This is a genomic window from Variovorax sp. J31P179 (assembly GCF_030316985.1).
GTDB classification, from domain to species: Bacteria; Pseudomonadota; Gammaproteobacteria; order Burkholderiales; family Burkholderiaceae_C; genus Variovorax; species Variovorax ginsengisoli_B.
The window spans coordinates 64,812-87,468 of sequence record NZ_JASZYL010000020.1; the positions used below are offsets into that span (position 1 = coordinate 64,812).

The following is a 22,657-nucleotide window of genomic DNA, read 5'->3' on the forward strand; positions in this document are numbered from 1 at the left end:
CATGACCCACCTGGACCTCAACCTCATCCGCGTCTTCGTCGCCATCTACGAGACCCGCAGCGTCACGCAGGCGGCCGAGCGGCTCGACGTCACGCAGCCGACCATCAGCTACGGCCTGGCCAAGATGCGCGAGGTCTATGCCGACCGGTTGTTCTCGCGCGGCGCAGCGGGGCTGGTGCCGACCGGCCTGGCCGAGCAGTTGTTCGAGCGCTTCCGCGACGCGCTGGCCACGGTCGAGAGCACGCTGGAGCAGCAGCGCCTGTTCGATCCGGCGCTGTCGACCCGGCGCTTCCGGCTCGCGATGTCCGACATCGGCGTGCTGTACTTCGTGCCGCCGCTGTTGCGCCGCTTCCAGGAGTCGGCGCCGCGCATCGAGATCGACATCATGCAGATCGCCGAATCCGTCGGGGAAGACCTCGCAGCCGGACGGATCGACCTTGCGATCGGCCACATCCCCGCGCTGTCGCCGCAGATCCGCAGCGCGCTGCTCTTTCGCGAGCACTACGTGTGCCTGATGTCCTCCGCCCATCCAAGCATCGGCGACACGATGAGCCTGAAAGAGTTCGCCGCGGCGCGGCACGTGATGGTGTCGTCGCCGCGCACCGGCCACTTCCTGGTCGACGAGGCGCTGGCCCAGCGTGGCGTCAACCGCAACATCGTCGCCCGGGTGCCGCAGTTCACGGTGCTGCCGCCGCTGCTGTCGCAGAGCGACCTGCTGGTGCTGCTGCCTTCGCGGGTCGCCGAGCTCTACGTCTCGCAGGGCGGCCTGAAGGCGCTGGCCCTGCCGGTCGAACTGCCCGACTTCCAGGTCCAGGCGTACTGGCATGTGCGGCACGAGTACGGCGCCGCGAACCGCTGGCTGATCGACGAGACCGTCCAGACCCTCAGCAAGCTCTGACTTCGAAGCGGCTCACCGCGTCTTCGTTCCAGGCGATGCCGGTGCCCGGCTGCGGCGGCGCGATGGCGCTGCCGTTCTCGAAGGCCAGCGGCTCGGCCAGCACCGGGCCCGCCAGGTCCATGCGTTCGAGCAGGTGGCAGGTCGGCGTGACCGCCAGCAGGTGCACGCTGACTTCCTGGAAGATGTGGCTGGACATCGGCAGGCCACGGGCCTGTGCCAGCGTCGCCGCGCGCAGCCAGCCGGTCACGCCGCCGATCTTCATCGCGTCGGGCATCACCAGGTCGCAGGCGCCGGCCTCCAGCGCCTTGGCCATCTCGTCGGGTCCGCACCAGTTCTCGCCCATCTGGATCGGCAGCCGCACCTGCGCGCGGATGCGCGCGTGGCCCGCGTAGTCTTCCTGCAAGGTCGGCTCTTCGACCCAGCCGATGCCTTCGCCTTCCAGCGCGTGGATGCGGCGCACCGCCTCGGGCCCGGCCAGGCCCTGGTTGTAGTCGACCAGCAGCTGGGTGTCGTCGCCGATGGCCTGGCGCAGCGCGCGCACCACGCGCAGGTCTTCGGCCAGCGTGGCGTAGCCGACCTTGGTCTTGATGGCGCCGAAGCCCTGCGCGACGGCGCGCTCGGCGCGCTGCACGCCCAGTTCGACGCCGTCCAGGCTGTGGCTGTCGTAGGCCGCGATCGGCCGGCGTCGGCCGCCCAGCAGTTCGACCAGCGGCAGGCCGCGCGCCACGGCCAGCGCGTCCCAGGCGGCCATGTCGAGGCCGGCGCAGGCCATGCCCGCGAGGCCGGTGCGCCCGAGCAGCCGCAGGCGCTGGACCAGCAGCCGGTCGAGGTCGAAGGGCGCCAGCGGCTGGCCTTTCAAGACCTCGCCGAGCGCCGTCACCATCTGCCGGGTGGCTTCGAGCGCCAGCGGCGTGTAGGTGAAGAGGTAGGCGCGGCCGACGCTGCCGTCGCTGGCGTGGAGGTCGATCAGCACCAGCGGCGCGGTGGCGATCACGCCGACGCTGGTGCGGACCGGGTATTCGAGGGGGACGTTGACGGCGCGGGCGTGGACCGCGGCGATCAGGATCGAGGGGTCTGTCCGGTGGTTCATGGCATGCCTCTAGTCAGTTGAGGACAGAGCAAAAACTGCTGCGCAGTTTGTTGGTCTGTCCCGCAAGGTCTCAGGAAGTCGAGGACAGAGCAAAAACTGCTGCGCAGTTTCTTGGTCTGTCCCGCAAGGTCTTCATATGTCTCCTCACAGTCCCAGATACGCGGCCTTGATCCGCTCGTCCCGCAGCAGCTCGCCGGCCGGCCCGCCGAGCGCGATGCGGCCGGTCTCCAGCACGTAGCCGACGTCGGCCACCGACAGCGCCGCATGCGCATTCTGTTCCACCAGCAGGATCGGGATGCCCTCGGCCTTGAGCCGCGCGATGACCGCGAAGATCTCGCGCACCAGCAGCGGCGCCAGGCCCATCGACGGCTCGTCGAGCAGCAGCACCTTGGGTTCGCTCATCAGCGCACGGGCGATCGCCAGCATCTGCTGCTGGCCGCCCGACAGCGTACCGGCGGCCAGCAGGCGCTTTTCCTTCAGCACCGGGAACAGCGCGTACATGGCGGCTAGCCTTTCGTCGCGGCGCTCGGGGCGGGTGTAGCCGCCCAGCAGCAGGTTGTCCTGCACCGACATCGGGCCGAAGACCTGCCGGCCCTCGAGCACCTGCGACAGCCCTGCCCGCACGCGCGCGTCCGCGCTGTCGCGCACGATCTCGCGGCCGAACAGGCGGACGCTGCCGCTGGCCTTGATGAGGCCCGAGACCGCGCGCAGCAGCGTGGTCTTGCCGGCGCCGTTGGCGCCGACCAGCGCCACCAGCTGGCCCTTGCCGACGGCCAGGTCGATGCCGTGCAGGGCCTCGATGCGCCCGTAGCCGGCAACCAGGCCGCGCACCTCCAGCACGTTGGCGCCTTCGCTGCTGCTCATGCCAAAGCCTCCTCGGCCACTGCCTCGGTGCCCAGGTAGGCCGCGATCACCTGTGGATTGGCCCGCACCTCGGCGGCGCTGCCCTCGGCCAGCTTGCGGCCGTAGTCGAGCACCAGGATGTGGTCGGAGATGTTCATCACCAGCTTCATGTCGTGTTCCACCAGCAGCACCGTGATGCCCGAGGCCGCGATGCTGCGGATGAGCTCGGTGATCTCGTGGGTCTCGGTGTCGTTGAGACCGGCCGCGGGCTCGTCCAGCAGCAGGATGCGCGGCTTGCTGGCGAGCGCCCGTGCGATCTCGAGCCGCTTGAGCAGCCCGAATGAGAGCTGGGTCGCGTGGGCATGCGCATGGTGTCCGACGCCGACATAGTCGATCAGCCGCAGCGCCTCCTCGCGCAGCGCCGCGTCGGCGCGGCGGGTGGCGCCCAGCATGCCGCCCAGCAGCGAACTGCGGCTGTGCAGGTGGGCGCCGAGCATGACGTTCTCGCAGGCCGTCATGTTCATGCAGACCTGCAGGTTCTGGAAGGTCCGGCTCATGCCGCGGCGCGCCAAGGCGTCGGGCGCACGGCCGCCGACGCTTTCGCCGTCGAGCAGGATCTCGCCGCGCGTGGGTTCGTAGACGCCGCTGATCAGGTTGAACAGCGTGGTCTTGCCGGCGCCGTTGGGGCCGATCACGGAGTGCACCGAGCCGCCGCGCACCGTGAAGCTCACGTCCTGCATCGCGTGCACGCCGCCGAAGGACTTGGAGAGGTTCTTGACTTCTAGCATGTCAGGTCTTGTTCGGGTGCGGGTGCGGGGTCATGTTCGGGGCGCGTGCCGAGGGCACCGGGTGGCCCCCTCCGCTCATGTCCCCCGGCTTCGCCTCCTCCTTTACTTCGCTGCGGGGGCCACCCGGTGCCCTCGGCACGGGAAACGCCGTGTGGCGCTGGCCGGAGATGAACCACCGCCGTGACGGCTCACGCCGATGGTGTGCTCTGCGCAGCGAAATAAAGGAGGAGCCCGAAGGGCGGGGGACATTCGCGGAGCAGAGTACGCCGTCGGCGTGAGCCCGCCCCACCTCGCATCGAAGAAGCTTCATCTCAGCCCTTCCTTCTCAACTTGAGCGCGATCGAAGGCACCAGCCCCTTCGGCAGGAAGATCATCGTCAGCATCAACACCAATCCGAAGAACACCATCTCATAACCGTGCAAACCGCCCAGCAATTGGGGCAGCGCGGTCATCAGCGCAGCGCCCAGCACGGCGCCGAAGGTCGAGGCCATGCCGCCGAGCACCACCATCGTGGCCAGTTCCACCGAATGCGTGAAGGCCGCGATCGAGGGACTGATGAAGCCGAGGTAGTGCGCCGTCAGGCTGCCCGAGGCCGCCGCGAACACGGCCGAGGCGACGAAGGCCCGGACCTTGAAGCGCGCCACGTCCACACCCATCACGCGGGCCGCGACCTCGGAGCCGTTGAGCCCGCGCAGCGCGCGGCCGGCCGGCGATTGGTACAGGTTGAGCGACAGCAGCACCGACAGCCACAGCAGCACCGCCGCCAGCGCATACCAGTGCCGCACCTTGGCGAAGGCGAAGCCGGCCACCTCCAGCGGCGGCACCGGTATGCCGTCGGGCCCGCCGGTCCAGTCGACTTCGTTGATCAGCACGATGTTGACGATCACGCCCAGGCCCAGCGTGGCCATGGTCAGCGAGTGACCCTTCAGGCGCAGGATGGGCTTGGCGATCAGCCAGGCCACCACGGCGGCGCCGACCGCGGCGCCACCGATGGCGGCCAGCGGCGGCCAGCCGAAGCGCGCGGTGACGATGCCGCTGACATAGGCGCCGATGGCGACGAAGGCCGCGTGGCCGATGCTGATCTGGCCGGCGAAGCCCATCAGCAGGTTGAGCCCGATGGCCGCGATCGCGGCCAGCGCGATGCGCACCGCGATGTCGACCACGTAGTTGTTCGGCAAGGCGAAAGGGAGCAGCGCCAGCACCAGGGCCAGCGCCAGCAGGGAAGGGCGGAACAGGGCCTTCATACGCGGTCCGAGGTCTTGGCGCCGAACAGCCCGTGCGGCATGACCAGCAGGATCACGACGATCATCACGAAAGGCACGGCGTCCTTGTAGGCCGACGAGATGTAGCCGGCCACCAGCGCCTCTAGCAGGCCGACGATCAGGCCGCCGACCACCGCGCCGAGTCCGCTGCCGAGGCCGCCGAGCGTGGCCGCGACGAAGCCCTTCATGCCGAGCATCAGGCCGATGTCGTAGACCGTGGTGGTGACCGGTGCCGCCACCACGCCGGCCACCGCGCCGAGCAGCGCCGACAGGCCGAAGGACAGCTGCAGAACCCGTGCCGTCGGAATGCCGACCGCGCGCGCCGCCAGCGCGTTGGCCGCCACCGCCAGCATCGCCTTGCCGACCATCGTGAAGCGGAAGAAGCCGAAGCACAGCACCACCAGCACGGCGGCCGTGCCCAGCACCCACAGGCTCTGCGGCAGCACGTAGGCGCCCATGATCTGCAGCGCGCGGTCGCCGCTGAAGGGCGGCAGCGTCTGCTGGTTCTTGCCGAGCACGATCTGCACCACGCCCTGGATGAAGATCGAGGCGCCGATCGTGATGATGATCAGCGACACCACGCTGGCTTCGCCGGCCGGCCGGATCGCCAGCCGGTACAGCAGCAGGCCGACGATGACCGTGGCGGCCACGCCGCCGACCATCGCCAGGCCGTACGGCATCTGGTGGGCCAGCAGCGCGGCCGTGACCATGCCGCCCAGCATCAGGAAGTCGCCCTGGGCGAAGTTGATCACGCCGCTGGCGTTGTAGATCAGCGAGAAGCCCAGGGCCGCCAGCGCGTAGATCGCGCCGGTGGTCAGCCCCGAGAAGACGAACTGCATGAAGTCAGACAAGGCTGCCTCCCGGAAGGATGGAACGCGCCGCCAGGTGGCCGGCGCAGACGTCGGCGGTGCTGTCGGCGCCGATCAGGATCTGGGTGCGCGCGACCTCATCGCGCAGGGTCGCGAGCACGCTGCGGCAGCCGGCCTCGGCGCCGCTGGCCACGCCCCAGACCGCGGCCCGTCCGACGAAGGCCGCGGTGGCGCCGCAGGCCAGCGCCTTGATGACGTCGCTGCCGCGGCGGAAGCCGCTGTCGACGAACACCGGCATGCGGCCCGCCACCGCATCGACGATGCGCGGCAGCACCGAGATGGTGGAGGGCGCCGCGTCGAGCTGCCGGCCGCCGTGGTTCGACACCACGATGCCGTCGATGCCGCTGCGCGCCGCGCGCTCGGCATCGGCCGGATGGAGCACGCCCTTGAGCAGCAGCGGACCGTCCCACAGACGGCGCAGCCAGTCCATCTGTTCCCAGGCCAGCGTGCGGTCCATCGCGCGCGAAAGCAGCGCGGCCTGCAGCTGCGCCGATTGGCCGCCGCCTTCCGATTCGCTCAGGTTCACGAAGGAGGGCGAGCGGCCCTGCCGCGCCATCGACAGCGACCAGGCCGGATGGCGCGCCAGGTCGATCAGGGTCGAAGGCGTGAACCGGAACGGCAGCTTGAAGCCGTTGCGCACGTCGCGTTCGCGCATCCCGCTGACCGCCACGTCGACCGTCAGCACCAGCGCGCCGAAGCCGGCGCTGCGGGCGCGCCGCACCAGCTGCTCGGCGATCGCGCGATCGGACATCACGTAGAGCTGCAGCCACTGCTGGGCCTGCGGGTTGCGTTCGAGCCCGGCCGCGCGCACCGCTTCGAGCCGGTCGTTGGAGGCGGTCGACAGCACGAAGGGAACGCCTTCGGCCGCCGCCGCACGCGCCAGCAGCAGGTCGCCGTGCGGCCGTACCAGGCCGGAGAAGCCGATCGGCGCGATGCCCGCCGGCATGGTCCAGCGCTGGCCGAAGACCGTGACCGAGGTGTCTGCGTTGCGCGTGTCGCGCAGCACCTGGGGCAGCAGGTGCAGCGCGGCCAGGTCGTCGCCGTTGCGCCGCAGGCAGCGTTCGTCTTCCGCGCCGCCATCGACATAGTCGAAGACGAAGCGCGGCAGGCGCCGGGCGGCGTGGCGCCGGTGGTCGTGGGTGTTCAAGTTCATGCGTTGCTCCGGGGCCGGGGCGGCCGCCGGCTCAACGAACTTCCTTGAACGCGCCTCCCTGGACTTCCACCATCCGGAAGGCCGACACGTCCAGGCCCATGTGGTCGGTCGGCGACATCTTGTAGATGCCGCTCACACCGACGAAGCCGCTGGTCGCCTCGATGGCGTCGCGCAGCTTCTGCTTGTCGGTGCCGCCGGCGCGCTTGACCGCGTCCACCACCATGAACAGCGCGTCGTGCGCATAGCCGCCGAAGGTCGACACGTCCATCTTGGCCTGGGTCTCGAACTCCTTGGCGTAGTCGACGCTGACCTTCTTCTGCGGATCGGCAGCCGGCAGCGCGGACGCGATCAGCAGCGCGGGCGAAGGCATGCGGATGCCTTCGGACGACTTGCCCGCGATCCGGATGAACTCGGTCGAGGCCTGCCCATGGGTGGTGTAGAGCGGCTGCTTCATCGCCAGCTGCTGGTAGTTGCGCGCGACGATGGCCGGCGCCTGGCCGGTGCCGAAGACCAGGATCGCCTGTGCCGGCGAGGACTTGATCTTGGTCAGCTGCGGCGTGATGTCGGTGTCTTTCTCGCCGTAGGTCTGGTCCTCGACCGCCTTCATGCCCATGGCCTCGGCCAGCTTGAGCGTCTCGGTGCGGCCCGACTTGCCGAAGCCGCCAGTGTCCGACAGCAGCGCGAACTGCGTGAAGCCGCGCGTCTTCATCTCGGCGAGCACCTTCTGCGCCGCCATGCGGTCGGAGTGCGGCATCTTGAACACGTAGGGCTTGACCGGCTCGACGATCACCGAGGCGGCGGCCAGCGAGACCAGCGGCACCTTGGCCGCCTCGGCCTGCGGCGCCATCGCCATCGTGGAGCCGGTGGTCGATGCGCCGAGGATGACGTCGACCTCGTCCTGCATGATCAGGCGGCGCGTGAAGGCGTTGGCCTTGTTGGCGTCGCTGGCATCGTCGTAGAGCACCAGTTCGAGCTTGCGGCCGAGCACGCCGCCGCCGTCGTTGATCTTCTTCACGTACATCTCGAGCGTCTTCTGCTGCGGATCGCCCAGGAACGAGGCCGGGCCGGTGGCCGAGACCACCGCGCCGATCTTGATCGGGTCGGCGGCCAGCGCGCCGCTCGCCAAGGGCAGCAGCGCGGCGCCGGCCAGCCAGGCGGTGGCGGCGCGGCGGCCGATGCGGAAACGGGCGGTGCGTTGGGCTTCGAGGTTCATCTTGTCTCCTGTGGTTCTTGCTTGAGTGAAAACGGGGGCGTTCAGCCGGCGGGCTTGCGGCGGACGATGCGGATCGGATGGGACTTCGGCTCCGGCGGCGCGAGTCCCAGCGCGCGTGCCAGCGTGCGGCCTTCGGGGTCGTCCAGGGCTGCCGCGCGCGCCGAGCGCACGCGCGCCGCCGCGTCGTCGAGCGAAGGGTCCTGCGGCGCGCGCGCGAGCGCCGGCTGGATGTCGTCGAGCAGGGCCGCCAGGTTGCGGTGGCCGCGTTCGCTGGTCTCGCCGTAGCCCTTCACGAGGTTGCCGCACAGCGCGAGCTCGTAGCCCAGGCGCGGGCTGATCGCGAGTGCGCGGCGGACGGCATCGAGCCAGCGCTCGATCATGGCCTGCTCGGCTGCGTAGCGCGAGGTGCGGCGGCGCAGCGGCCGCAGCGCGCGCAGGCCGCACAGCATGGCGAAGCCGAGCACGGTGTCGGTGCGCATGTGCAGGCCTACATTGAGCTTGTGCGCCTTGTGGCCCAGACGGCGGCGCAGCCAGTGCGCGGCCGGCGTCGGCAGCACCGAGCAGATCTCGTCGAGACCCGGCTTGAGGTATTCGGTCAGCCGCAGCGGCTCGCCGGCCTTGGCGCCGACTTCCTGGCGCACGCGCTGCAGGCGGTCGCTGCGGGTCTTGAGGTCGGCCACCCGGATCACGTCCTCATAGCTCATCCAGAGCGCGAGGTAGCGCGCGGTCTCGCGCGTCACCGGGAAGTCGCCCTCGGTGGCGCGCTCGATGTCGCGCAATGCATTGACCCGCGACAGGTACAGCCCGGCGTAGCGCGCGTCCTGGTAGTCGGCCACCTGCCGCAGTCCGCTGCCGACGATCGCGCGCAGCGGCTCGGGCAGCGCCCGCACGCGGGCATCGATCGACGCCTTGGCGTCGGCGTCCCGCGCAGGTGCTGCCGGCGCGCCCCGGCCCGCCACATGCTCGAAGCCGGCCGCGAAGCCCTTCAGGCTGGCCTCGACCGCCTTGCCCGATGCGCGGATCGCCTGCTCGCAGGCTTCGCGCGAGAACGGCAGCGCGCCGCTCGCGGCCATGGCGCCGAACATCACGGTGTTGATCACCGTGCCGTGCTTCCAGGCCAGCGAGCGCATGTCGAACAGGAAGGCGTTCCGGGCGAGCTGCTGCGCCGCCTCGATGACCCGCTGGCCTTCGTAGCGGCCGTCGCCCATCGCGGTCTTCTCGGACACCGCGTACTCGCGGTGCAGCGACGCCACCAGCGTGGTGCGGCGCGGATGCACGAAGCCGCCTTGCAGCACGCGTCCCGCTTCCACCAGTTCGGAGGCGGCGACGATGTCGACGTCGCCCGGGTTCGGCGTCAGCGAGAACACCGGCTGCGCGCCGCCGAGCTCCGCGCGCGCCACCGGATAGATCTCGATGTAGTAGTTGGTCGCGCCGGTGCGCTGGGCCACGCCAGGCACCGAGGTGCTTTGCACCGGGAAGTCCTGCGCGGCCGCGGCCGAGATCAGCCAGTCGGCCAGCACGCCGCCGCCTTCGCCGCCCATCGCGGCCACCAGCACGGTGACGATGCGCGGGCCCTGGCCGGCGCCAGGGAAAGTCGAATCGCTCATGCCGCCACCGCCTCGAAGTCGTTGCGCGCCTTGCCGGCCATCATCCCGATCACGCCGTTGCGCAGCCGGTGCAGCAGCCGCTCCCAGGTGCCGGCGTTCTGCACGATCTCGGCCTTGTAGAAGGACGGGCAGAGGATCGCGGCATGGGCGTTCTCGCCGCACAGGCCGCAGCCGACGCAGCCCTGGTTGACCGTCGCCACCGGGTCGGTGCGCAGCGGGCTCGGGTTCGGCTTGACTGTGAGCGACGGGCAGCCCGACAAGCGGATGCACGAGTGGTCGCCGGTGCAGACATCGTCGTCGATGCCGAAGCGGGTGCGCACCACGCGCTCGCCGCGCTTGAGCTTCGCGGCATTGACCGGCTTGATGCGGCGCTGGCGCTCGAGCTGGCATTCGCCGTCGGCGATGATGACCTTGAGCCCGCCCTCGGCGGTCGTCATGGCCTCGTTGAGCGTCTCGCGCATGCGGCCGACGTTGTAGCTGGGCACCTTGCGCACCCAGCCCACGCCGACGCCCTTGAGCGCGGCCTCGATGTCCAGCGTCAGCGGCTTGGCCGCCGGCTGGGTCGGCGACGACGGGATCGCCTGCGTGCCGGTGGCCGAGGTGTAGCCGTTCTTGAGGATCACCAGCACCGAATCCTGCGCGTTGTAGACCGCGTTCACGATGCCGCTGGTGAATCCGTTGTGCCAGAAGCCGCCGTCGCCCATGATGCTGACGACCCGGTTGCCCATCAGCGGCCCGACTCCCGAGGAGCTCGCGAGACCGAGGCCGTAGCCGAGCACCGTGCTGCCCACGTTGAAGGGCGGCAAGGTGCCGAAGGTGTGGCAGCCGATGTCGGCGCTGACGTGGATCGCGCCCAGGTCCTTCTGGATCAGCTTGATGGCCGCGAACACCGGCCGCTCGGGGCAGCCGATGCAGAAGCCCGGCGGCCGGTTCGGGACCGGCATGCCGAGGGCTTCGATCGCCTGCGGCTTGAGTGTCGCCAGCGGCGCCGCGGCCGCGCCGACCCGCGCCACGCCCTCGGCCGCGAGCGCCTCGGGCGCCGAGCGCCGCACGAACTCGGCCAGCGCGCGCACCAGCACTTCACCGGTGTACTCGCCGGCCATCGGGAAGATGTCCTTGCCGTGCAGCGTGGTGTCGCTGCCGGCGCGCCGCAGGATCGCGTGCAGCGCATCCTCGATGTAGTTGGGCTGGCCTTCCTCGATCAGCAGCACCGCGCGCTTTCCGGCGCAGAAATCCACCAGCTCGTCGGGCACCAGCGGGTACACCACGTTGAGGACCTGCAGCGGGATGCGGCTGTTGCCGAAGGCGTCGGCCAGGCCCAGCTGCTGCAGCGCCCTCAAGGTGCCGTTGTAGAGGCCGCCCGGCAGCACCAGGCCGATGTCGCCGCAGTCGCCGCCGAAGCGCTCGTTGAGGCCCTCGCGGCGGATGAAGTCCAGCGCCGCCGGCCAGCGCGATTCGATCTTCATGCGCTCCTGGGCGTAGATCGAGGGCGGCAGGTTGATGGTGCCGAAGTCGAACACGGGCCGCTCGATGAGGTCGCGGGTCGACACCGCAGGCGCGCGATTGTCCTTGCACACGAAACTGCCGTGCACGTGGCAGGCGCGGATGCGCAGCTGCAGCATCACGGGCGTCTGGCTGGCCTCCGACAGCTCGAAGCTGCGCTCCACCGCGTTGACGATCGAGGTCAGGTTGGGCCGTGGGTCCATCAGCCACATCTGCGATTTCATCGCGAAGGCGTGGGTGCGCTCCTGGATGATGCTGGAGCCTTCGCCGTAGTCCTCGCCGAGGATCACCAGCGCGCCGCCCTTGACGCCGGCCGAGGCCAGGTTCGACAGCGCGTCGGAGGCGACGTTGGTGCCGACGGTGGACTTCCAGGTCACGGCGCCGCGCACCGGGTAGTTGATCGAGGCGCCGAGCATCGCGGCCGCGCCGGCCTCGGAGGCGCTGTTCTCGAAGTAGATGCCGAGCTCGTCGAGCATCTCGCGGGCATCGCCCAGCACATCGATCAGGTGCGAGACCGGCGCGCCCTGGTAGCCGCCGATGTAGCTGACGCCCGACTGCAGCAGCGCCTTGGTGACGGCGAGGATGCCCTCGCCGTGAAATACCTCGTCGGCGCCCAGCGAAAGGCGTTTGACTTCTTCGGCGAATGATCGCTCCATCTCTTCGTGTCTCCGTGGCTGGCTTGTTGGCTGGCGGACGAAGAATAGGAGCGGAGTCTTAATTATCCAATCGATGCAGCCTGCGTTACATATAGATGAGTTCGATGAGGCCGTTCAGGCTCACCGCGCCGCGCGCGCCGCCTCCGCCACGCGCCGCGGCACCTGCACCGTCGCATCCAGCAGCATCTGCGCCATGCCCTTGCCCAGCGGGTCCATGCGCATCGACGACGGGCCGCCGCCATCGAGCGCATCGTGCAGCAGCAGGTTCATCGATGCGATGCCGGGCAGGTGGAAGCGTTCGACCTTGCCGTGCACCAAATGGGCGAAGTAGTCCCCCACGAACTGCGGCGTGACGCGCGACCACAGCAGCGGCAGCCACTCCGGCCGGCGCGCGACCAGGCCGATGTTCGACAGGTTGCCCTTGTCGCCGCTGCGGGCCCAGGCGAGTTCGATGAGGCGGACCTCGACCTGCTCGCCGCCGTCGTCGTCGAAGGGCGGCGGTTCGGTGGCCGGCGAGGCCGGCGGGCTGTGGTCGGCGACCGGGATGGCGACCGCATGGCGTTCGCCCCCGAGCACGAAGGCCACCGGCACCGCGGCCTTGGCCAGCGTGAACGCGAAGGGCTTGATCAGCGGCGACACCGCCGGCCGTCCGCCGCCGGGGCTGGTCGTGCCCGGTGCCCACGAGGTGCCCGACGGCGCGATCTCGCGCGCGAACATCGCCAGCGCCGCCTTCTTCGGATGATTGGCGACCACCCGCATCGTGACCTCGCGCACTTGCCGTGTGCGCGCGTGCGGGCCGTACAGCCATTCGGAGCCGATCACTTCGACGTAGGTCGAGGTGAAGGGTGGCAGGCCCATCTGCTGCAGGATCTCGCCGGTGCGTTCGATGATCGCTTCGGCCGTGCGCACCGCCTTCTTTTCGGCGTCGATGCCGACGAAGACCATGCTGCCGGCGCAGCGGAAGCCGTCGAGCTGGGTGGCCGAGACCTTGTAGCTGGGGGAGGGCGCGCGTCCGCGTGCCGGGCCCACCCGCACGCGGTCGGCGCCGAGCTGCTCGATCACGACCTCGCGGAAATCGCAGCTGACGTCGGGCAGCAGGTAGGCCCCGGGGTCGCCGATCTCGTAGAGCAGCTGCTCGGCCACGTTGGCGCGGATCACCTTGCCGCCGGTGCCCTCGGGCTTGGTGACGACGAAGCTGCCGTCGGCATGGCATTCGACGATCGGGTAGCCCATGTGGGCCCAGTCGGGGATGTCTTCCCAGTCGGTGTGCAGCCCGCCGGTGGCCTGGCAGCCGCATTCGATGATGTGGCCCGCGAGGCTGCCCGAGGCCAGCAGGTCGTGGTCGCCGGGCTGCCAGCCGAACTCGTGCATCAGCGGCCCGAGCGTGACCGCGCTGTCGACGCAGCGCCCGGTGATGACGACGTCGGCGCCAGCCGCCAGCGCAGCCGCGATCGGCAGGGCGCCCAGGTAGGCGTTGGCGCTCAGCACCTTCTCGGGCAGTGCCTCGCCGGTGAACATGTCGCGCGTGCCAGCCTCGCGCAGCTGCGGCATCTGCGTGCTGACGTCGTCGCCTTCGACCACCGCGATGCGCAGCGCCACGCCCTCGGCATCGGCCAGCGCCTGCAGCGCGGCGGCGCAGCCGTGGGGGTTGATGCCGCCGGCATTGCTCACCACCTTGACGCCCTGGCGCTTGACCTCGGCCAGCACGGATTTCATCGCGATGTCGACGAAGTCGGTGGCATAGCCGAGTTCGGGTTTCTTGGCCCGGGCCGAGGCCAGGATCGACATCGTGGTCTCGGCCAGGAAGTCGAACACGAGGTAGTCGAGCCGGCCGAGCTTCACGAGCTGCGGCGCCGCCACCATGCTGTCGCCCCAGAAGCCGGAGGCGCCTCCGATGCGGACGGTTTTCTTCGGGGTCGGGGGGGTGGTCATGGCGGTCTCGCTCCTCGGTGTCGACGGGGTGTCGCTGGAGCAGGAGCTTAGCCAGCCGCTCCGCCCGAGGCTTGCGCCAACTCGCTGACGAGGCGCAGCCATTGGGCGCAAGACGGGCGCCTCCCGTCGATGGCATCATCGACGCTCCTGCCATGCCATTGCCGCCTTCTTCCGCCGAACGCACCGAGGTGCACGCCCGCACCATCACCATCCGTGGCCATCGCCGTGCCGATGGCCTCTGGGATGTCGATGGCCACCTCGAGGACGTGCGCGCCCACGACTTCCGCTTTCCGGGCGGCGAGCGGCGCGGCGGGGCGCCGATCCATTCGATGTGGTTGCGGCTCACGGTCGATGCCACCGCGTTGATCGTCGATGCGGTGGCCGCCACCGACGCGGCGCCGTTCGACGAGGTCTGCGGCAGGATCGCGCCCGACTATGCGGCGCTGGTCGGATTGCGTGTGGGGCCTGGCTTCAACCGCGCCGCCGTGCGGCTGTTCGGCGGCGTGCGCGGCTGCACCCACATGTCGGAGCTGCTGCGGACCATGGCCACCGGCGTGCTGCAGACGCTGGCGGGCGCCGACCTCGCGGTCTCGCAGACCCAGAAGCCCTTCCAGCTCGACGGCTGCCACGCATTGGCCACCGACGGGCCGCAGGTGGCCAAGTTCTATCCGACCTGGTACCGCGCGAAGGGCGAGGACGAGCCGTCGTCCTGAAGCGGGTCAGGCCCGCACGAAGGTGAGTCGCGCCTCGTGCGCCAGGCCGTCGCGAACGATGTCGCGGGCCTCGTCGTCCGCGAAGTCGAACAGGGCGTCGGGGATCTCGTCTTCCTCGAGCGCGAAGAGGATCTCGATCGCCTCCTGCTGGGCTTCGGAAAAGGTCTTGCCCCGGGCCAGCCGATCGAACTTCGCGGCGGTCTCCTTCGGTGCCAGCTGCCGCAGCTCGAGCAGCTCGAGCACGAGCTTGATCTGCGACGGGGTCAGGGGCTTGGGGGCGGCGGCGGAAGGCTTCATGAAGTTCGATCCTTTTCGGTGGGGCAAGGGACTTTTCCTTTGCCTCGGAACCAGTCTCTTCGTCGATCCTTAAGCGTGGCTGAAAAGGCCGCCGAAGTGCATTCCCGCGCGCCAAAACATCGCCTGCGCGTGAGGAAAGTCTCGGGTTGTCCGATCGGCCGTCGTCATGGATGCGACACCTGCGGGGTCGGCACCGATGCCCGCTGCATGGATATCGGCCGCAGGCGCTCGTTCTTTAGCCTGCCGCCGCGGGCTCCGGCGGGGCCAGCAGGCCGGCCACCTTGATGGGCACGTCCCGGATCAGGTCCAGCGCCTCCTGGTTGCAGCTGCGCAGCCGGTCCTCGGCGTCGAGGTCCTTCTCCATCGACGCCCGCAGCGCCGCATAGGTGTTGCCGCCCAGGGCGATCACCTGGCCGATGTAGGGCGTGACCCTGGCATAGAGCGCGTGGTCGAGCGCCGCGAGCTGCATCTGGGCGCCGACCAGGGTCGCCACCTCGCCGTGGAACTCGACCTCGAAGGACGCGAGCGCCTCGCGGCTCGCCTTGCCCGAGGTCAGGACCTTGAAGGTGGCCCACATCATCGAATGGGCGGTGGAGGCCAGCGTTCGGGCCACGGTCGCCACCGCCTCCCGCGTGTCGCGGCGATGCTGGTCTTCGCGCGAGCGCGACCATTTCTCCAGCGCCAGCTTCGACTGGCGCCAGGCCGCGAGCGCACCGCCCACGATGCCGGCGAGGGCGCCGACGGCCACGCCGAGCACGACGGCCAAGCTGGTGTCGAGCGTCATGAGGGCCACCTGGCCGAAGTCTTGGTTCTCGCCATTGCGTTTGCTTTTCGCTATCGATATAGGTCTTTTCGGTCGCCGACCTCGACGACCAGGATGCGAATTTGTTGGTCCTGGATATCGCAGATCACCCTGCAGTCGCCGACCCGGTAGCGCCAGAAGGCGCCGAGCAACGGCCCCGTCAGTGCCTTGCCGGCAGCACGCGGATCCTGCTGGCCTGCGATGCGCTCGTCCATGGAGTCGACGATGCGTCGGGCAGTCTGCTTGTCGAGCTTGCGCAACTGCTTGAGCGCGGTGTCGGTGTAGTCAATGGTCCAGGCCAAGCTTCGTCCTCACCGCTTGCGCGCTGTGAACCTTCTCTTCGCCCTTGCGCACGCGCTCGAGGGTGGCCGCTGCAAGGTAGTAATCCTCGAGGTCGGACAATCCTCTTTCCACCAATTCGCGCAGATAGAAGGCCTTGGTCCGGCCCGTTTGCGAAGCAAGAAAATCGAGCCGGCTCTCCAGCGCCGGGTCGAGGCGGATCGAAGTGGCCATGGCCAGGCTCCTTTGAATACGTGTATTCATTGTATCCACTTCGTCTGAATCCTGGCCGCGTCGCTTACGCAGGAGCGCTCCGGTACGGTCTCGCAGCCAGTCGGCGCAAGACCATTCCCGTCCGCGCCGCTAGCCTCATGCCAGACAGGAGACACCATGGAATTCCTCGAGGCACCGCCGCTGCCCTTCTATTTCACGCCCGAGCACGAACAGTTTCGCGCCACCCTGCGCGAATTCATCTCGCGCGAGATCACGCCCTTCGTCGCCGAGTGGGACGAGGCCGAGACCTTCCCGCGCGAACTGTACGCGCGCGCCGCCGAGCTCGGCGTGCAGGGCCTGGGCTACCCGGAGGCCTACGGTGGCACGCCGGCCGACGTCTTCTTCCAGCTGATCGTGGCGGAGGAGTTCGCGCGCTGCGGCGGGGGCGGGCTGCAGGCCTCGCTGAACTCGCACAGCATCGCACTGCCGCCGATCCTGCACGCGGGCAGCGAGGCGCTCAAGCAGCGGGTCATTCCGCCGGTGCTGGCCGGCGAGAAGATCGCGGCGCTGGCGGTCACCGAGCCCTCGGGCGGTTCCGACGTGGCGGCGCTCAAGACCACCGCGGTGCGCGACGGCGATCGCTATGTCGTCAACGGCGAGAAGACCTTCATCACCTCGGGCATGCGGGCCGACTTCATCACCACCGCGGTGCGCACCGATCCGGCCATCAAGGGTGCGGGCGGCATCTCGGTGCTGCTGATCGACGGCGACACGCCCGGCCTCACGCGGACCGCGCTCAAGAAGATGGGGTGGTGGAGCTCCGACACGGCGCACCTGCGCTTCGACGACTGCCGGGTGCCGGTCGCCAACCTGGTCGGGATCGAGAACAAGGGCTTCAAGACCTTCATGAACAACTTCAACACCGAGCGTCTGTTCATGTCGGCGCTGGCCTGCGGTTTTGCCGAGGTCTGCCTGAAGGAAGCGGTCGACTGGACGCGCCAGCGCGTCTCCTTCGGCATGCCCCTGTCCGAGCGCCAGGTGGTGCGCCACAAGCTGATGGACATGACCATGTGCATCGATGCATCGCGCACGCTGGTCTACGACCTGGCCTACCGCATCGAGCACAAGCTGGCCGATCCGGCGCGCCTGGTGGCGCGCGTCTGCCTGGCCAAGGTGCAGGCCACGCAGGCGATGCAGTTCTGCGCCGACCAGGCGGTGCAGCTGCTTGGCGGCATGGGCTTCATGCGCGGCACGCAGAGCGAGCGCATCTACCGCGAGGTCAAGGTGATGATGATCGGCGGCGGCTCCGAGGAGGTCATGAAGGACCTCGCGGCGCGGCAGCTCGGCCTTTGAGACGACAAAGCAGGAAGCACGATGAAAGACACCGCCGACGACCTGCGCGCCGAGTACCGCGAACTCGCCGACCTCTGCCGCTTCGAGCAGGACATGGGTCGGCCGTGGGTTCCGGCGCAGCAAGCGCTCGTATGGGCCCGCGGGGCTGAATCCGAAGCTGCGGGTGGCGTCGCGGGGGTGAGACCGCTGCCCGCCGGTGCGCACTGTGCAGGCACTTGGACGTTTCAGCGTCCAAGCCTTCGCGATCAGTTTTTCGGTAACCGTCGAATCGACCCGCTCGGCGTCGGAGCGGTGTCAACAGGGCTGACAAGCCTCTTCATGAGAAGTCCCCGCAGGTCTCTCCTCGTGTCGCAGACGATGTGAATGTACGCTGAGTCGTCCCTCAGTTCGTAGATGATCCTGTTCATCCCGGAGAGGACTTGCCGGTACTGCGCGATGTTGAGGCTCTCCAGCTCGGGCGGAATCCTGCCTGCCTTTGGATGGTCTTGGATCATCGCCACGGATTCCTTGATCTGTCCGTAGCTCGCAAGCCAGACGTCCTTGCCGAAGTTTCTGACGATGTAGATCTTCAAGTCCTTCAAGTCGGCCTCCGCGGACTGGAGGAGGACGACCCTCACTGAAGGTCGTCCTTGTCCATCTCTGCGAAGACTTCGACTGCCGGCCTGAACTGGCCTTGCTCGATCTCGCGGTTGCCCAGTGCCAGGAGCTTCAAGAGAGCAAGTGTCTCTTCATGCTCTTCATAAGACTGGACATCCATGACCACCAGCTTCGCTTCGCCGTTCTGTGTGATGAGCATGGGCTCACGGCTCTGCGAGAGGTCTTTGACGATCTCCGCTGCATGGCTCTTGAGGTAGCTGATTGGCTTGACCTGCGTAGAAAATTTCATGGTTGGATCCTGGCGCGGCAAGACTGATTATGGACTAAATTCAGACCACAGGCAGCGGCGCCGACCCACAGCATCTCGCGCAGGCCAGGCAGTCCGGCCAGCACCGGCCCCAGCTTGGCTCACAGCGCCGGCGCCTCGGCGGGCGAGGGGTGACAACCACCCGGGCGTCCAGCGCCTGGAGCTGGTCGGCGATCTGCGCCGGCTCTAGGAAGTGGTTGCGCTGAATGACGGTCCGGGGCGGGCCGCGTGCACAGCGAGTTTGCGCAAGACCTCGCCGTGGCCGATGCCTAAGCTTGCCGGACACACACCATCGACCCGCTCCAGCGCGACGGGCACAGCGCACATGGCAACCATCGAATCGACCATTTCCCCCGGCAGCGAGGCCTTCCAGGCCAACCGCGACGGCATGCTCGCGCTGATCGAGCGCGTCCACGGCTACGAGCGGCGCAGCGTCGCCACTTCGGCCAGGTCGCGCGAGCGCTTCGAGAAGCGCGGCCAGCTGCTGCCGCGCGAGCGCCTGTCGCTGCTGCTCGACCCGGGCACGCCCTTTCTCGAGATCTCTTCGCTGGCGGGGCTGGGCCTCGACAACCCCGACCTCGAGAAGAGCGTGCCGGGCGGTGGCGTGATCGGCGGCATCGGCTGGGTCTCGGGGGTGCGCGTGATGATCAACGCCTCCGACTCGGGCATCGACGCCGGGGCGCTGCAGCCGATGGGCATCCCCAAGCAGCTGCGCATGCAGGAGCTGGCGCTGGAGAACAAGCTGCCCTACATCCAGCTGGTCGAGAGCGCCGGCGCCAACCTCATGACCTACAAGGTCGAGGAGTTCGTGACCGGCGGCAACCTGTTCCGCAACATCGCGCGCATCTCGGCCGCCGGGCTGCCGGTGCTCACCGTGACGCACGGCTCGTCCACGGCGGGTGGGGCCTATCAGACCGGGCTGTCGGACTACATCGTGATGGTGCGGGGCCGCTCGCGGGCCTTCCTGGCCGGCCCGCCGCTGCTCAAGGCCGCGACCGGCGAGATCGCGACCGAGGAAGAACTCGGCGGCGCCGTGATGCACACCTCGATCTCGGGCCTGGGCGACTACCTGGCCGAGGACGACCGCGACGCGATCCGCATCGCCCGCGAGATCATGGCCAGCATCGACTGGAACCGCGATGTGCCGGCCGAGGCGCCGCGCCGCTTCAAGCCGCCGCGCTACGACGCCGAGGAGCTGCTGGGCATCATGCCGATGGACCACAAGCGCCCGGTCGACATGAAGCAGGTCATCGCCCGCATCGCCGACGACTCCGAGTTCCTCGAATTCGGCGAGAACTACGGCGGGGCCACCGTTGTCGGCCACATCAAGATCGAAGGACTGCCGCTGGGCATCATCACCAACAACGGCCCCATCGACCCGGCCGGTGCCACCAAGGCAACGCATTTCATCCAGGCTTGCTGCCAGTCGAAGACGCCGATCCTCTATCTCAACAACACGACCGGCTTCATGGTCGGGCGAGACTACGAGGAGGCCGGCATCATCAAGCACGGCTCCAAGATGATCCAGGCCGTGACCAACGCCACGGTGCCGCAGATCACCATCTACTGCGGCGCCTCCTTCGGCGCCGGCAACTACGGCATGTGCGGCCGCGGCTTCCATCCGCGCTTCTGCTTCTCGTGGCCGAATGCCAAGACCGCCGTGATGGGCGGCGAGCAGGCCGCCAAGACCATGGTCATCGTGACCGAGGCCGCAATGAAGCGAAAGGGCGAGGTCGACCAGGCCAAGCTCGACGACCTCGAGCGCCGCATCATCGACCGCTTCGACAGCCAGATGAGCGTGTTCACGACCAGCGCGCGCCTGCTCGACGACGGCGTGATCGACCCGCGCGACACCCGTGCCGTGCTGTCCAAGGTGTTGTCGATCTGCCGCGAGGCCGAGCTGCGCGAGCCGCAGAAGATGCAGTTCTCGGTCGCCCGTCCCTGAGGTTCACGGCATGCAGCTCACCCCCGAACACGAGGCCCTGCGCGACACGCTGAACCGCTTCATCGACAAGGAGATCAATCCCCATGTCGACCAGTGGGCGCGCGACGAGATTTTCCCGGCTCCGAATTCACTGTCATGACTGCAAAGACTGTTCCAACTCATCACGTCACGCCATTCCGCAAGATCTTGGTCGCCAACCGCGGCGAGATCGCGCTGCGCGTGATCCGCAGCGCGCGCGCCATGGGCTACCGCACGGTGGCCGTGTATTCCACCGCCGATGCCGGCGCCCGCCATGTGCAGGAGGCCGACCAGGCGGTCTGCATCGGGGAGCCGCTGCCGGCCCAGTCCTACCTGCGCATCCCGGCCATCGTCGAAGCCGCGAAGCTCAGCGGCGCCGACGCGGTGCATCCGGGCTACGGCTTCCTGGCCGAGAACGAGGACTTCGCGCAGGCTTGCAAGGACGCGGGGCTGGTCTTCATCGGCCCTTCGGCTGAAGCCATCGTGTCGATGGGCAACAAGGCCGGCGCCAAGACGCTGATGCAGGCGGCCGGCGTGCCGTGCATCCCGGGCTACCAGGGCGAAGACCAGAGCGAGAGCCGACTGGCCGAGGAGGCCGCCCGCATCGGCTTCCCCGTGATGATCAAGGCCACCGCCGGCGGCGGCGGCCGCGGCATGCGGCTGGTGCCTTCGGCGAAGGAATTTCCCGAGCTGCTGCGCAGCGCGAGGTCCGAGGCGCAGAGTGCCTTCGGCGACCCGGAGGTGATCCTCGAGCGCGCCATCGTCGAGCCGCGCCACATCGAGATCCAGATCTTCGCCGACCGCCATGGCAACGCGATCCATCTCGGCGAGCGCGACTGTTCGGTGCAGCGCCGGCACCAGAAGCTGATCGAGGAAGCGCCATCGCCCGCCGTCGATGCGGCCCTGCGCGAACGCATGGGCGCGACGGCGGTGGCGGCCGTGAAGGCGATCCGCTACGAAGGTGCGGGCACGCTCGAATTCCTGCTCGACCGCGAAGGCAATTTCTATTTCATGGAGATGAACACGCGGCTGCAGGTCGAGCACCCGGTGACCGAGGCCGTGACCGGCCTCGACCTGGTCGAACTGCAGCTGCGCGTGGCGGCCGGCGAGGCCCTGCCGCTGACCCAGGCGCAGGTGCGTTTCGAGGGCCATGCGATCGAGGTTCGGTTGTGCGCCGAGGATGCCGACCAGGGCTTTATGCCGCAGAGCGGAACGGTGGCGCTGTGGAAGATGCCGGCCCAGCTGCGGGTCGAGGACGCGCTGCGTTCGGGCGCCGAGATCCCGCCGTACTACGACTCGATGATCGCCAAGATCATCAGCCATGGCCGCACCCGCGACGAAGCGCGGCGCAAGCTCGCGGCTGGCCTGGAAGACGCGGTGGCGCTCGGCGTGACCACCAACCAGGCCTTCCTGCGCAGCTGCCTCGCGCATCCGGTGTTCGCCGCGGGCGGCGCCACGACCGCGTTCATCGGCCAGCATCAGGAAGCCTTGCTGGCGCCCGATGAAGCCGTGCAGGCGCGTGCCGCGGCGCTGGCGGCCGTGCTGCTCTACGAGACCACGGGCGAGCGCCGGCAGCGCGCGGCGGGCCGGCGCCTGTCGCACAACCTGCCGATCTCGCTGCGCTTCGACATCGGCGGCAAGGCGCAGAACGCGAGCGTGACCTTGCCGGGCCAGCACCGCTTCGAGGTCGCGCTCGGGGAGCGCAGTTTCGCGATCGATGTGGTGGCACTCGGCTCCGACACGGTCCGCTTCGTCTGCGATGGCCTGCACGAGCACGCGACCTGGTTCCGCGACGGTGCGACCCTGCTGCTGCAGTACCGCGGCCTGGCGCTGCGCGTCGAGGACAAGACCCGCGCCGCCTCGGCACGGCAAGGCGAATCGGGTGGCGACGGAAAACTTCGCGCCTCCATGAACGGCCGCGTCGTCGCGGTCCTCGCGGCGGTCGGCGACATGGTGGAGGCGGGGCAGCCGATCGTCACGCTGGAGGCGATGAAGATGGAGCACGTGCATGCGGCGCCCGTCGCCGGGCGGTTGACGGCGGTGCATGTATCGAACGGGGAGCAGGTGGCGGCGAGCCGGGTGGTGGCTGAGATCGAAGTGCTCGTGACTGGGCCTGCGTGATCCCGATGGTGATGCTGTTCTCCCATGGAAAGGCGCCCGGCAAGCGGTGCGGGCCGAGCGACCCCACTGCGCCGGCCCTTCGGGCTCCCTTGCGCTGCTCGCCTTTCGCGGGGTCTCGCTCAAACTCGCTCCGCTGCGCTCCACTCAAACAGTCGCGAGCCCTTATCCGCGAAAGGCTGCGCTGCTCAGCGGCGCAGA

At 69.0% G+C, this 22,657-nt stretch carries 21 protein-coding genes and 1 pseudogene; 6 read left to right on the forward strand and 16 right to left on the reverse strand.

Translation table 11 applies throughout. The features are described 5' to 3' along the window. Position 1 precedes the first annotated feature (1 nt). Positions 2-898, forward strand: a complete 897-nt coding sequence (locus QTI17_RS31900) for a LysR family transcriptional regulator (protein ID WP_286537911.1) — start codon at positions 2-4, stop codon at positions 896-898. On the opposite strand, the gene QTI17_RS31905 is transcribed toward QTI17_RS31900, so the two are convergent. The 10 genes from QTI17_RS31905 to QTI17_RS31950 all read right to left on the reverse strand — a co-directional run bounded on the left by QTI17_RS31905 (position 885) and on the right by QTI17_RS31950 (position 13,814). Then, complete coding sequence (locus QTI17_RS31905; protein ID WP_286537912.1) at positions 885-1,988, reverse strand: enolase C-terminal domain-like protein; 1,104 nt, start codon at positions 1,986-1,988, stop codon at positions 885-887. The two genes, QTI17_RS31900 and QTI17_RS31905, sit on opposite strands and share 14 nt — an antisense overlap. 144 nt (positions 1,989-2,132) lie before the next feature. After that, complete coding sequence (locus tag QTI17_RS31910; RefSeq protein WP_286537913.1) at positions 2,133-2,852, reverse strand: ABC transporter ATP-binding protein; 720 nt, start codon at positions 2,850-2,852, stop codon at positions 2,133-2,135. Continuing rightward, positions 2,849-3,619, reverse strand: coding sequence for an ABC transporter ATP-binding protein (locus QTI17_RS31915; protein ID WP_286537915.1), 771 nt, complete (start codon positions 3,617-3,619; stop codon positions 2,849-2,851). Before QTI17_RS31915 ends, QTI17_RS31910 begins: the two co-directional genes overlap by 4 nt. Before the next feature lie 311 nt (positions 3,620-3,930). After that, a complete protein-coding gene (locus QTI17_RS31920) occupies positions 3,931-4,863 on the reverse strand; it encodes a branched-chain amino acid ABC transporter permease (RefSeq protein ID WP_286537917.1) in 933 nt (310 codons plus the stop codon). Beyond that, positions 4,860-5,732, reverse strand: a complete 873-nt coding sequence (locus QTI17_RS31925) for a branched-chain amino acid ABC transporter permease (protein ID WP_286537920.1) — start codon at positions 5,730-5,732, stop codon at positions 4,860-4,862. The genes QTI17_RS31920 and QTI17_RS31925 overlap by 4 nt, the downstream gene beginning before the upstream one ends. Then, positions 5,725-6,903, reverse strand: coding sequence for an alpha-hydroxy acid oxidase (locus QTI17_RS31930; RefSeq protein ID WP_286537921.1), 1,179 nt, complete (start codon positions 6,901-6,903; stop codon positions 5,725-5,727). The genes QTI17_RS31925 and QTI17_RS31930 overlap by 8 nt, the downstream gene beginning before the upstream one ends. A gap of 31 nt (positions 6,904-6,934) precedes the next feature. Then, on the reverse strand, positions 6,935-8,116 hold the full coding sequence (locus QTI17_RS31935) for an ABC transporter substrate-binding protein (protein ID WP_286537922.1): 1,182 nt from the start codon (positions 8,114-8,116) through the stop codon (positions 6,935-6,937). A gap of 41 nt (positions 8,117-8,157) precedes the next feature. Further along, a complete protein-coding gene (locus tag QTI17_RS31940; RefSeq protein ID WP_286537923.1) occupies positions 8,158-9,723 on the reverse strand; it encodes an indolepyruvate oxidoreductase subunit beta family protein in 1,566 nt (521 codons plus the stop codon). Further along, positions 9,720-11,882 carry a thiamine pyrophosphate-dependent enzyme gene (locus tag QTI17_RS31945; RefSeq protein ID WP_286537925.1) on the reverse strand — a complete coding sequence of 721 codons (2,163 nt, stop codon included), beginning with the start codon at positions 11,880-11,882 and terminating at the stop codon, positions 9,720-9,722. Before QTI17_RS31945 ends, QTI17_RS31940 begins: the two co-directional genes overlap by 4 nt. Before the next feature lie 120 nt (positions 11,883-12,002). Beyond that, complete coding sequence (locus QTI17_RS31950; protein WP_286537927.1) at positions 12,003-13,814, reverse strand: acyclic terpene utilization AtuA family protein; 1,812 nt, start codon at positions 13,812-13,814, stop codon at positions 12,003-12,005. Positions 13,815-13,966: 152 nt separating this feature from the next. On the opposite strand from QTI17_RS31950, the gene QTI17_RS31955 reads away from it, so the two are divergent. Next, positions 13,967-14,527 carry a DUF2889 domain-containing protein gene (locus tag QTI17_RS31955; RefSeq protein WP_286537929.1) on the forward strand — a complete coding sequence of 187 codons (561 nt, stop codon included), beginning with the start codon at positions 13,967-13,969 and terminating at the stop codon, positions 14,525-14,527. Between the two features lie 6 nt (positions 14,528-14,533). Here the strand turns inward: QTI17_RS31955 and QTI17_RS31960 are convergent, their stop codons facing one another. The 4 genes from QTI17_RS31960 to relB all read right to left on the reverse strand — a co-directional run bounded on the left by QTI17_RS31960 (position 14,534) and on the right by relB (position 16,139). Beyond that, the gene (locus QTI17_RS31960) at positions 14,534-14,824 is read right to left on the reverse strand and encodes a hypothetical protein (protein WP_286537930.1); all 291 of its coding nucleotides are present in this window, start codon (positions 14,822-14,824) and stop codon (positions 14,534-14,536) included. Positions 14,825-15,059: 235 nt separating this feature from the next. Further along, positions 15,060-15,608 (reverse strand): hypothetical protein, encoded by a 549-nt coding sequence (locus QTI17_RS31965; protein WP_286537931.1) that lies wholly within the window; start codon positions 15,606-15,608, stop codon positions 15,060-15,062. A gap of 50 nt (positions 15,609-15,658) precedes the next feature. Further along, entirely contained in the window at positions 15,659-15,928 is a 270-nt protein-coding gene (locus QTI17_RS31970; RefSeq protein ID WP_286537932.1) for a type II toxin-antitoxin system RelE family toxin, read from the reverse strand. Continuing rightward, positions 15,912-16,139, reverse strand: a complete 228-nt coding sequence (gene relB, locus QTI17_RS31975; protein ID WP_286537933.1) for a type II toxin-antitoxin system RelB family antitoxin — start codon at positions 16,137-16,139, stop codon at positions 15,912-15,914. Before relB ends, QTI17_RS31970 begins: the two co-directional genes overlap by 17 nt. 156 nt (positions 16,140-16,295) lie before the next feature. Between relB and QTI17_RS31980 the strand changes: the two genes are divergently transcribed. Beyond that, positions 16,296-17,471 carry an acyl-CoA dehydrogenase family protein gene (locus QTI17_RS31980; RefSeq protein WP_286537934.1) on the forward strand — a complete coding sequence of 392 codons (1,176 nt, stop codon included), beginning with the start codon at positions 16,296-16,298 and terminating at the stop codon, positions 17,469-17,471. Between the two features lie 245 nt (positions 17,472-17,716). Here QTI17_RS31980 and QTI17_RS31985 read toward each other — a convergent pair whose 3' ends face one another. Both QTI17_RS31985 and QTI17_RS31990 read right to left on the reverse strand, forming a co-directional pair. Next, positions 17,717-18,088, reverse strand: coding sequence for a type II toxin-antitoxin system RelE/ParE family toxin (locus tag QTI17_RS31985; RefSeq protein WP_286537935.1), 372 nt, complete (start codon positions 18,086-18,088; stop codon positions 17,717-17,719). Beyond that, on the reverse strand, positions 18,085-18,357 hold the full coding sequence (locus QTI17_RS31990; protein ID WP_286537938.1) for a type II toxin-antitoxin system Phd/YefM family antitoxin: 273 nt from the start codon (positions 18,355-18,357) through the stop codon (positions 18,085-18,087). The genes QTI17_RS31985 and QTI17_RS31990 overlap by 4 nt, the downstream gene beginning before the upstream one ends. 343 nt (positions 18,358-18,700) lie before the next feature. Here QTI17_RS31990 and QTI17_RS31995 point away from each other — a divergent pair, with 343 nt between their 5' ends. From QTI17_RS31995 to QTI17_RS32005, 3 genes and pseudogenes are all read left to right on the forward strand, one after another. Continuing rightward, positions 18,701-20,320: an acyl-CoA carboxylase subunit beta gene (locus tag QTI17_RS31995; RefSeq protein ID WP_286537939.1), complete on the forward strand. Its 1,620-nt coding sequence runs from the start codon at positions 18,701-18,703 to the stop codon at positions 20,318-20,320. A gap of 10 nt (positions 20,321-20,330) precedes the next feature. Beyond that, positions 20,331-20,441: pseudogene (locus QTI17_RS32000) on the forward strand (acyl-CoA dehydrogenase family protein); the annotation flags it as partial. 14 nt (positions 20,442-20,455) lie between these two features. Continuing rightward, complete coding sequence (locus QTI17_RS32005; RefSeq protein WP_286537940.1) at positions 20,456-22,459, forward strand: acetyl/propionyl/methylcrotonyl-CoA carboxylase subunit alpha; 2,004 nt, start codon at positions 20,456-20,458, stop codon at positions 22,457-22,459. The last annotated feature ends 198 nt before the right edge of the window (positions 22,460-22,657 follow it).

What these genes read in the sequence shown, in the direction of transcription:
- QTI17_RS31900 (WP_286537911.1), top strand. Translation starts at nt 2, where the DNA reads ATGACCCACCTGGACCTCAACCTCATCCGCGTCTTCGTCGCCATCTAC.
- QTI17_RS31905 (WP_286537912.1), bottom strand. Translation starts at nt 1,988, where the DNA reads ATGAACCACCGGACAGACCCCTCGATCCTGATCGCCGCGGTCCACGCC.
- QTI17_RS31910 (WP_286537913.1), bottom strand. Translation starts at nt 2,852, where the DNA reads ATGAGCAGCAGCGAAGGCGCCAACGTGCTGGAGGTGCGCGGCCTGGTT.
- QTI17_RS31915 (WP_286537915.1), bottom strand. Translation starts at nt 3,619, where the DNA reads ATGCTAGAAGTCAAGAACCTCTCCAAGTCCTTCGGCGGCGTGCACGCG.
- QTI17_RS31920 (WP_286537917.1), bottom strand. Translation starts at nt 4,863, where the DNA reads ATGAAGGCCCTGTTCCGCCCTTCCCTGCTGGCGCTGGCCCTGGTGCTG.
- QTI17_RS31930 (WP_286537921.1), bottom strand. Translation starts at nt 6,903, where the DNA reads ATGAACTTGAACACCCACGACCACCGGCGCCACGCCGCCCGGCGCCTG.
- QTI17_RS31935 (WP_286537922.1), bottom strand. Translation starts at nt 8,116, where the DNA reads ATGAACCTCGAAGCCCAACGCACCGCCCGTTTCCGCATCGGCCGCCGC.
- QTI17_RS31940 (WP_286537923.1), bottom strand. Translation starts at nt 9,723, where the DNA reads ATGAGCGATTCGACTTTCCCTGGCGCCGGCCAGGGCCCGCGCATCGTC.
- QTI17_RS31945 (WP_286537925.1), bottom strand. Translation starts at nt 11,882, where the DNA reads ATGGAGCGATCATTCGCCGAAGAAGTCAAACGCCTTTCGCTGGGCGCC.
- QTI17_RS31950 (WP_286537927.1), bottom strand. Translation starts at nt 13,814, where the DNA reads ATGACCACCCCCCCGACCCCGAAGAAAACCGTCCGCATCGGAGGCGCC.
- QTI17_RS31955 (WP_286537929.1), top strand. Translation starts at nt 13,967, where the DNA reads ATGCCATTGCCGCCTTCTTCCGCCGAACGCACCGAGGTGCACGCCCGC.
- QTI17_RS31960 (WP_286537930.1), bottom strand. Translation starts at nt 14,824, where the DNA reads ATGAAGCCTTCCGCCGCCGCCCCCAAGCCCCTGACCCCGTCGCAGATC.
- QTI17_RS31965 (WP_286537931.1), bottom strand. Translation starts at nt 15,608, where the DNA reads ATGACGCTCGACACCAGCTTGGCCGTCGTGCTCGGCGTGGCCGTCGGC.
- relB (WP_286537933.1), bottom strand. Translation starts at nt 16,139, where the DNA reads ATGGCCACTTCGATCCGCCTCGACCCGGCGCTGGAGAGCCGGCTCGAT.
- QTI17_RS31980 (WP_286537934.1), top strand. Translation starts at nt 16,296, where the DNA reads ATGGAATTCCTCGAGGCACCGCCGCTGCCCTTCTATTTCACGCCCGAG.
- QTI17_RS31990 (WP_286537938.1), bottom strand. Translation starts at nt 18,357, where the DNA reads ATGAAATTTTCTACGCAGGTCAAGCCAATCAGCTACCTCAAGAGCCAT.
- QTI17_RS31995 (WP_286537939.1), top strand. Translation starts at nt 18,701, where the DNA reads ATGGCAACCATCGAATCGACCATTTCCCCCGGCAGCGAGGCCTTCCAG.
- QTI17_RS32005 (WP_286537940.1), top strand. Translation starts at nt 20,456, where the DNA reads ATGACTGCAAAGACTGTTCCAACTCATCACGTCACGCCATTCCGCAAG.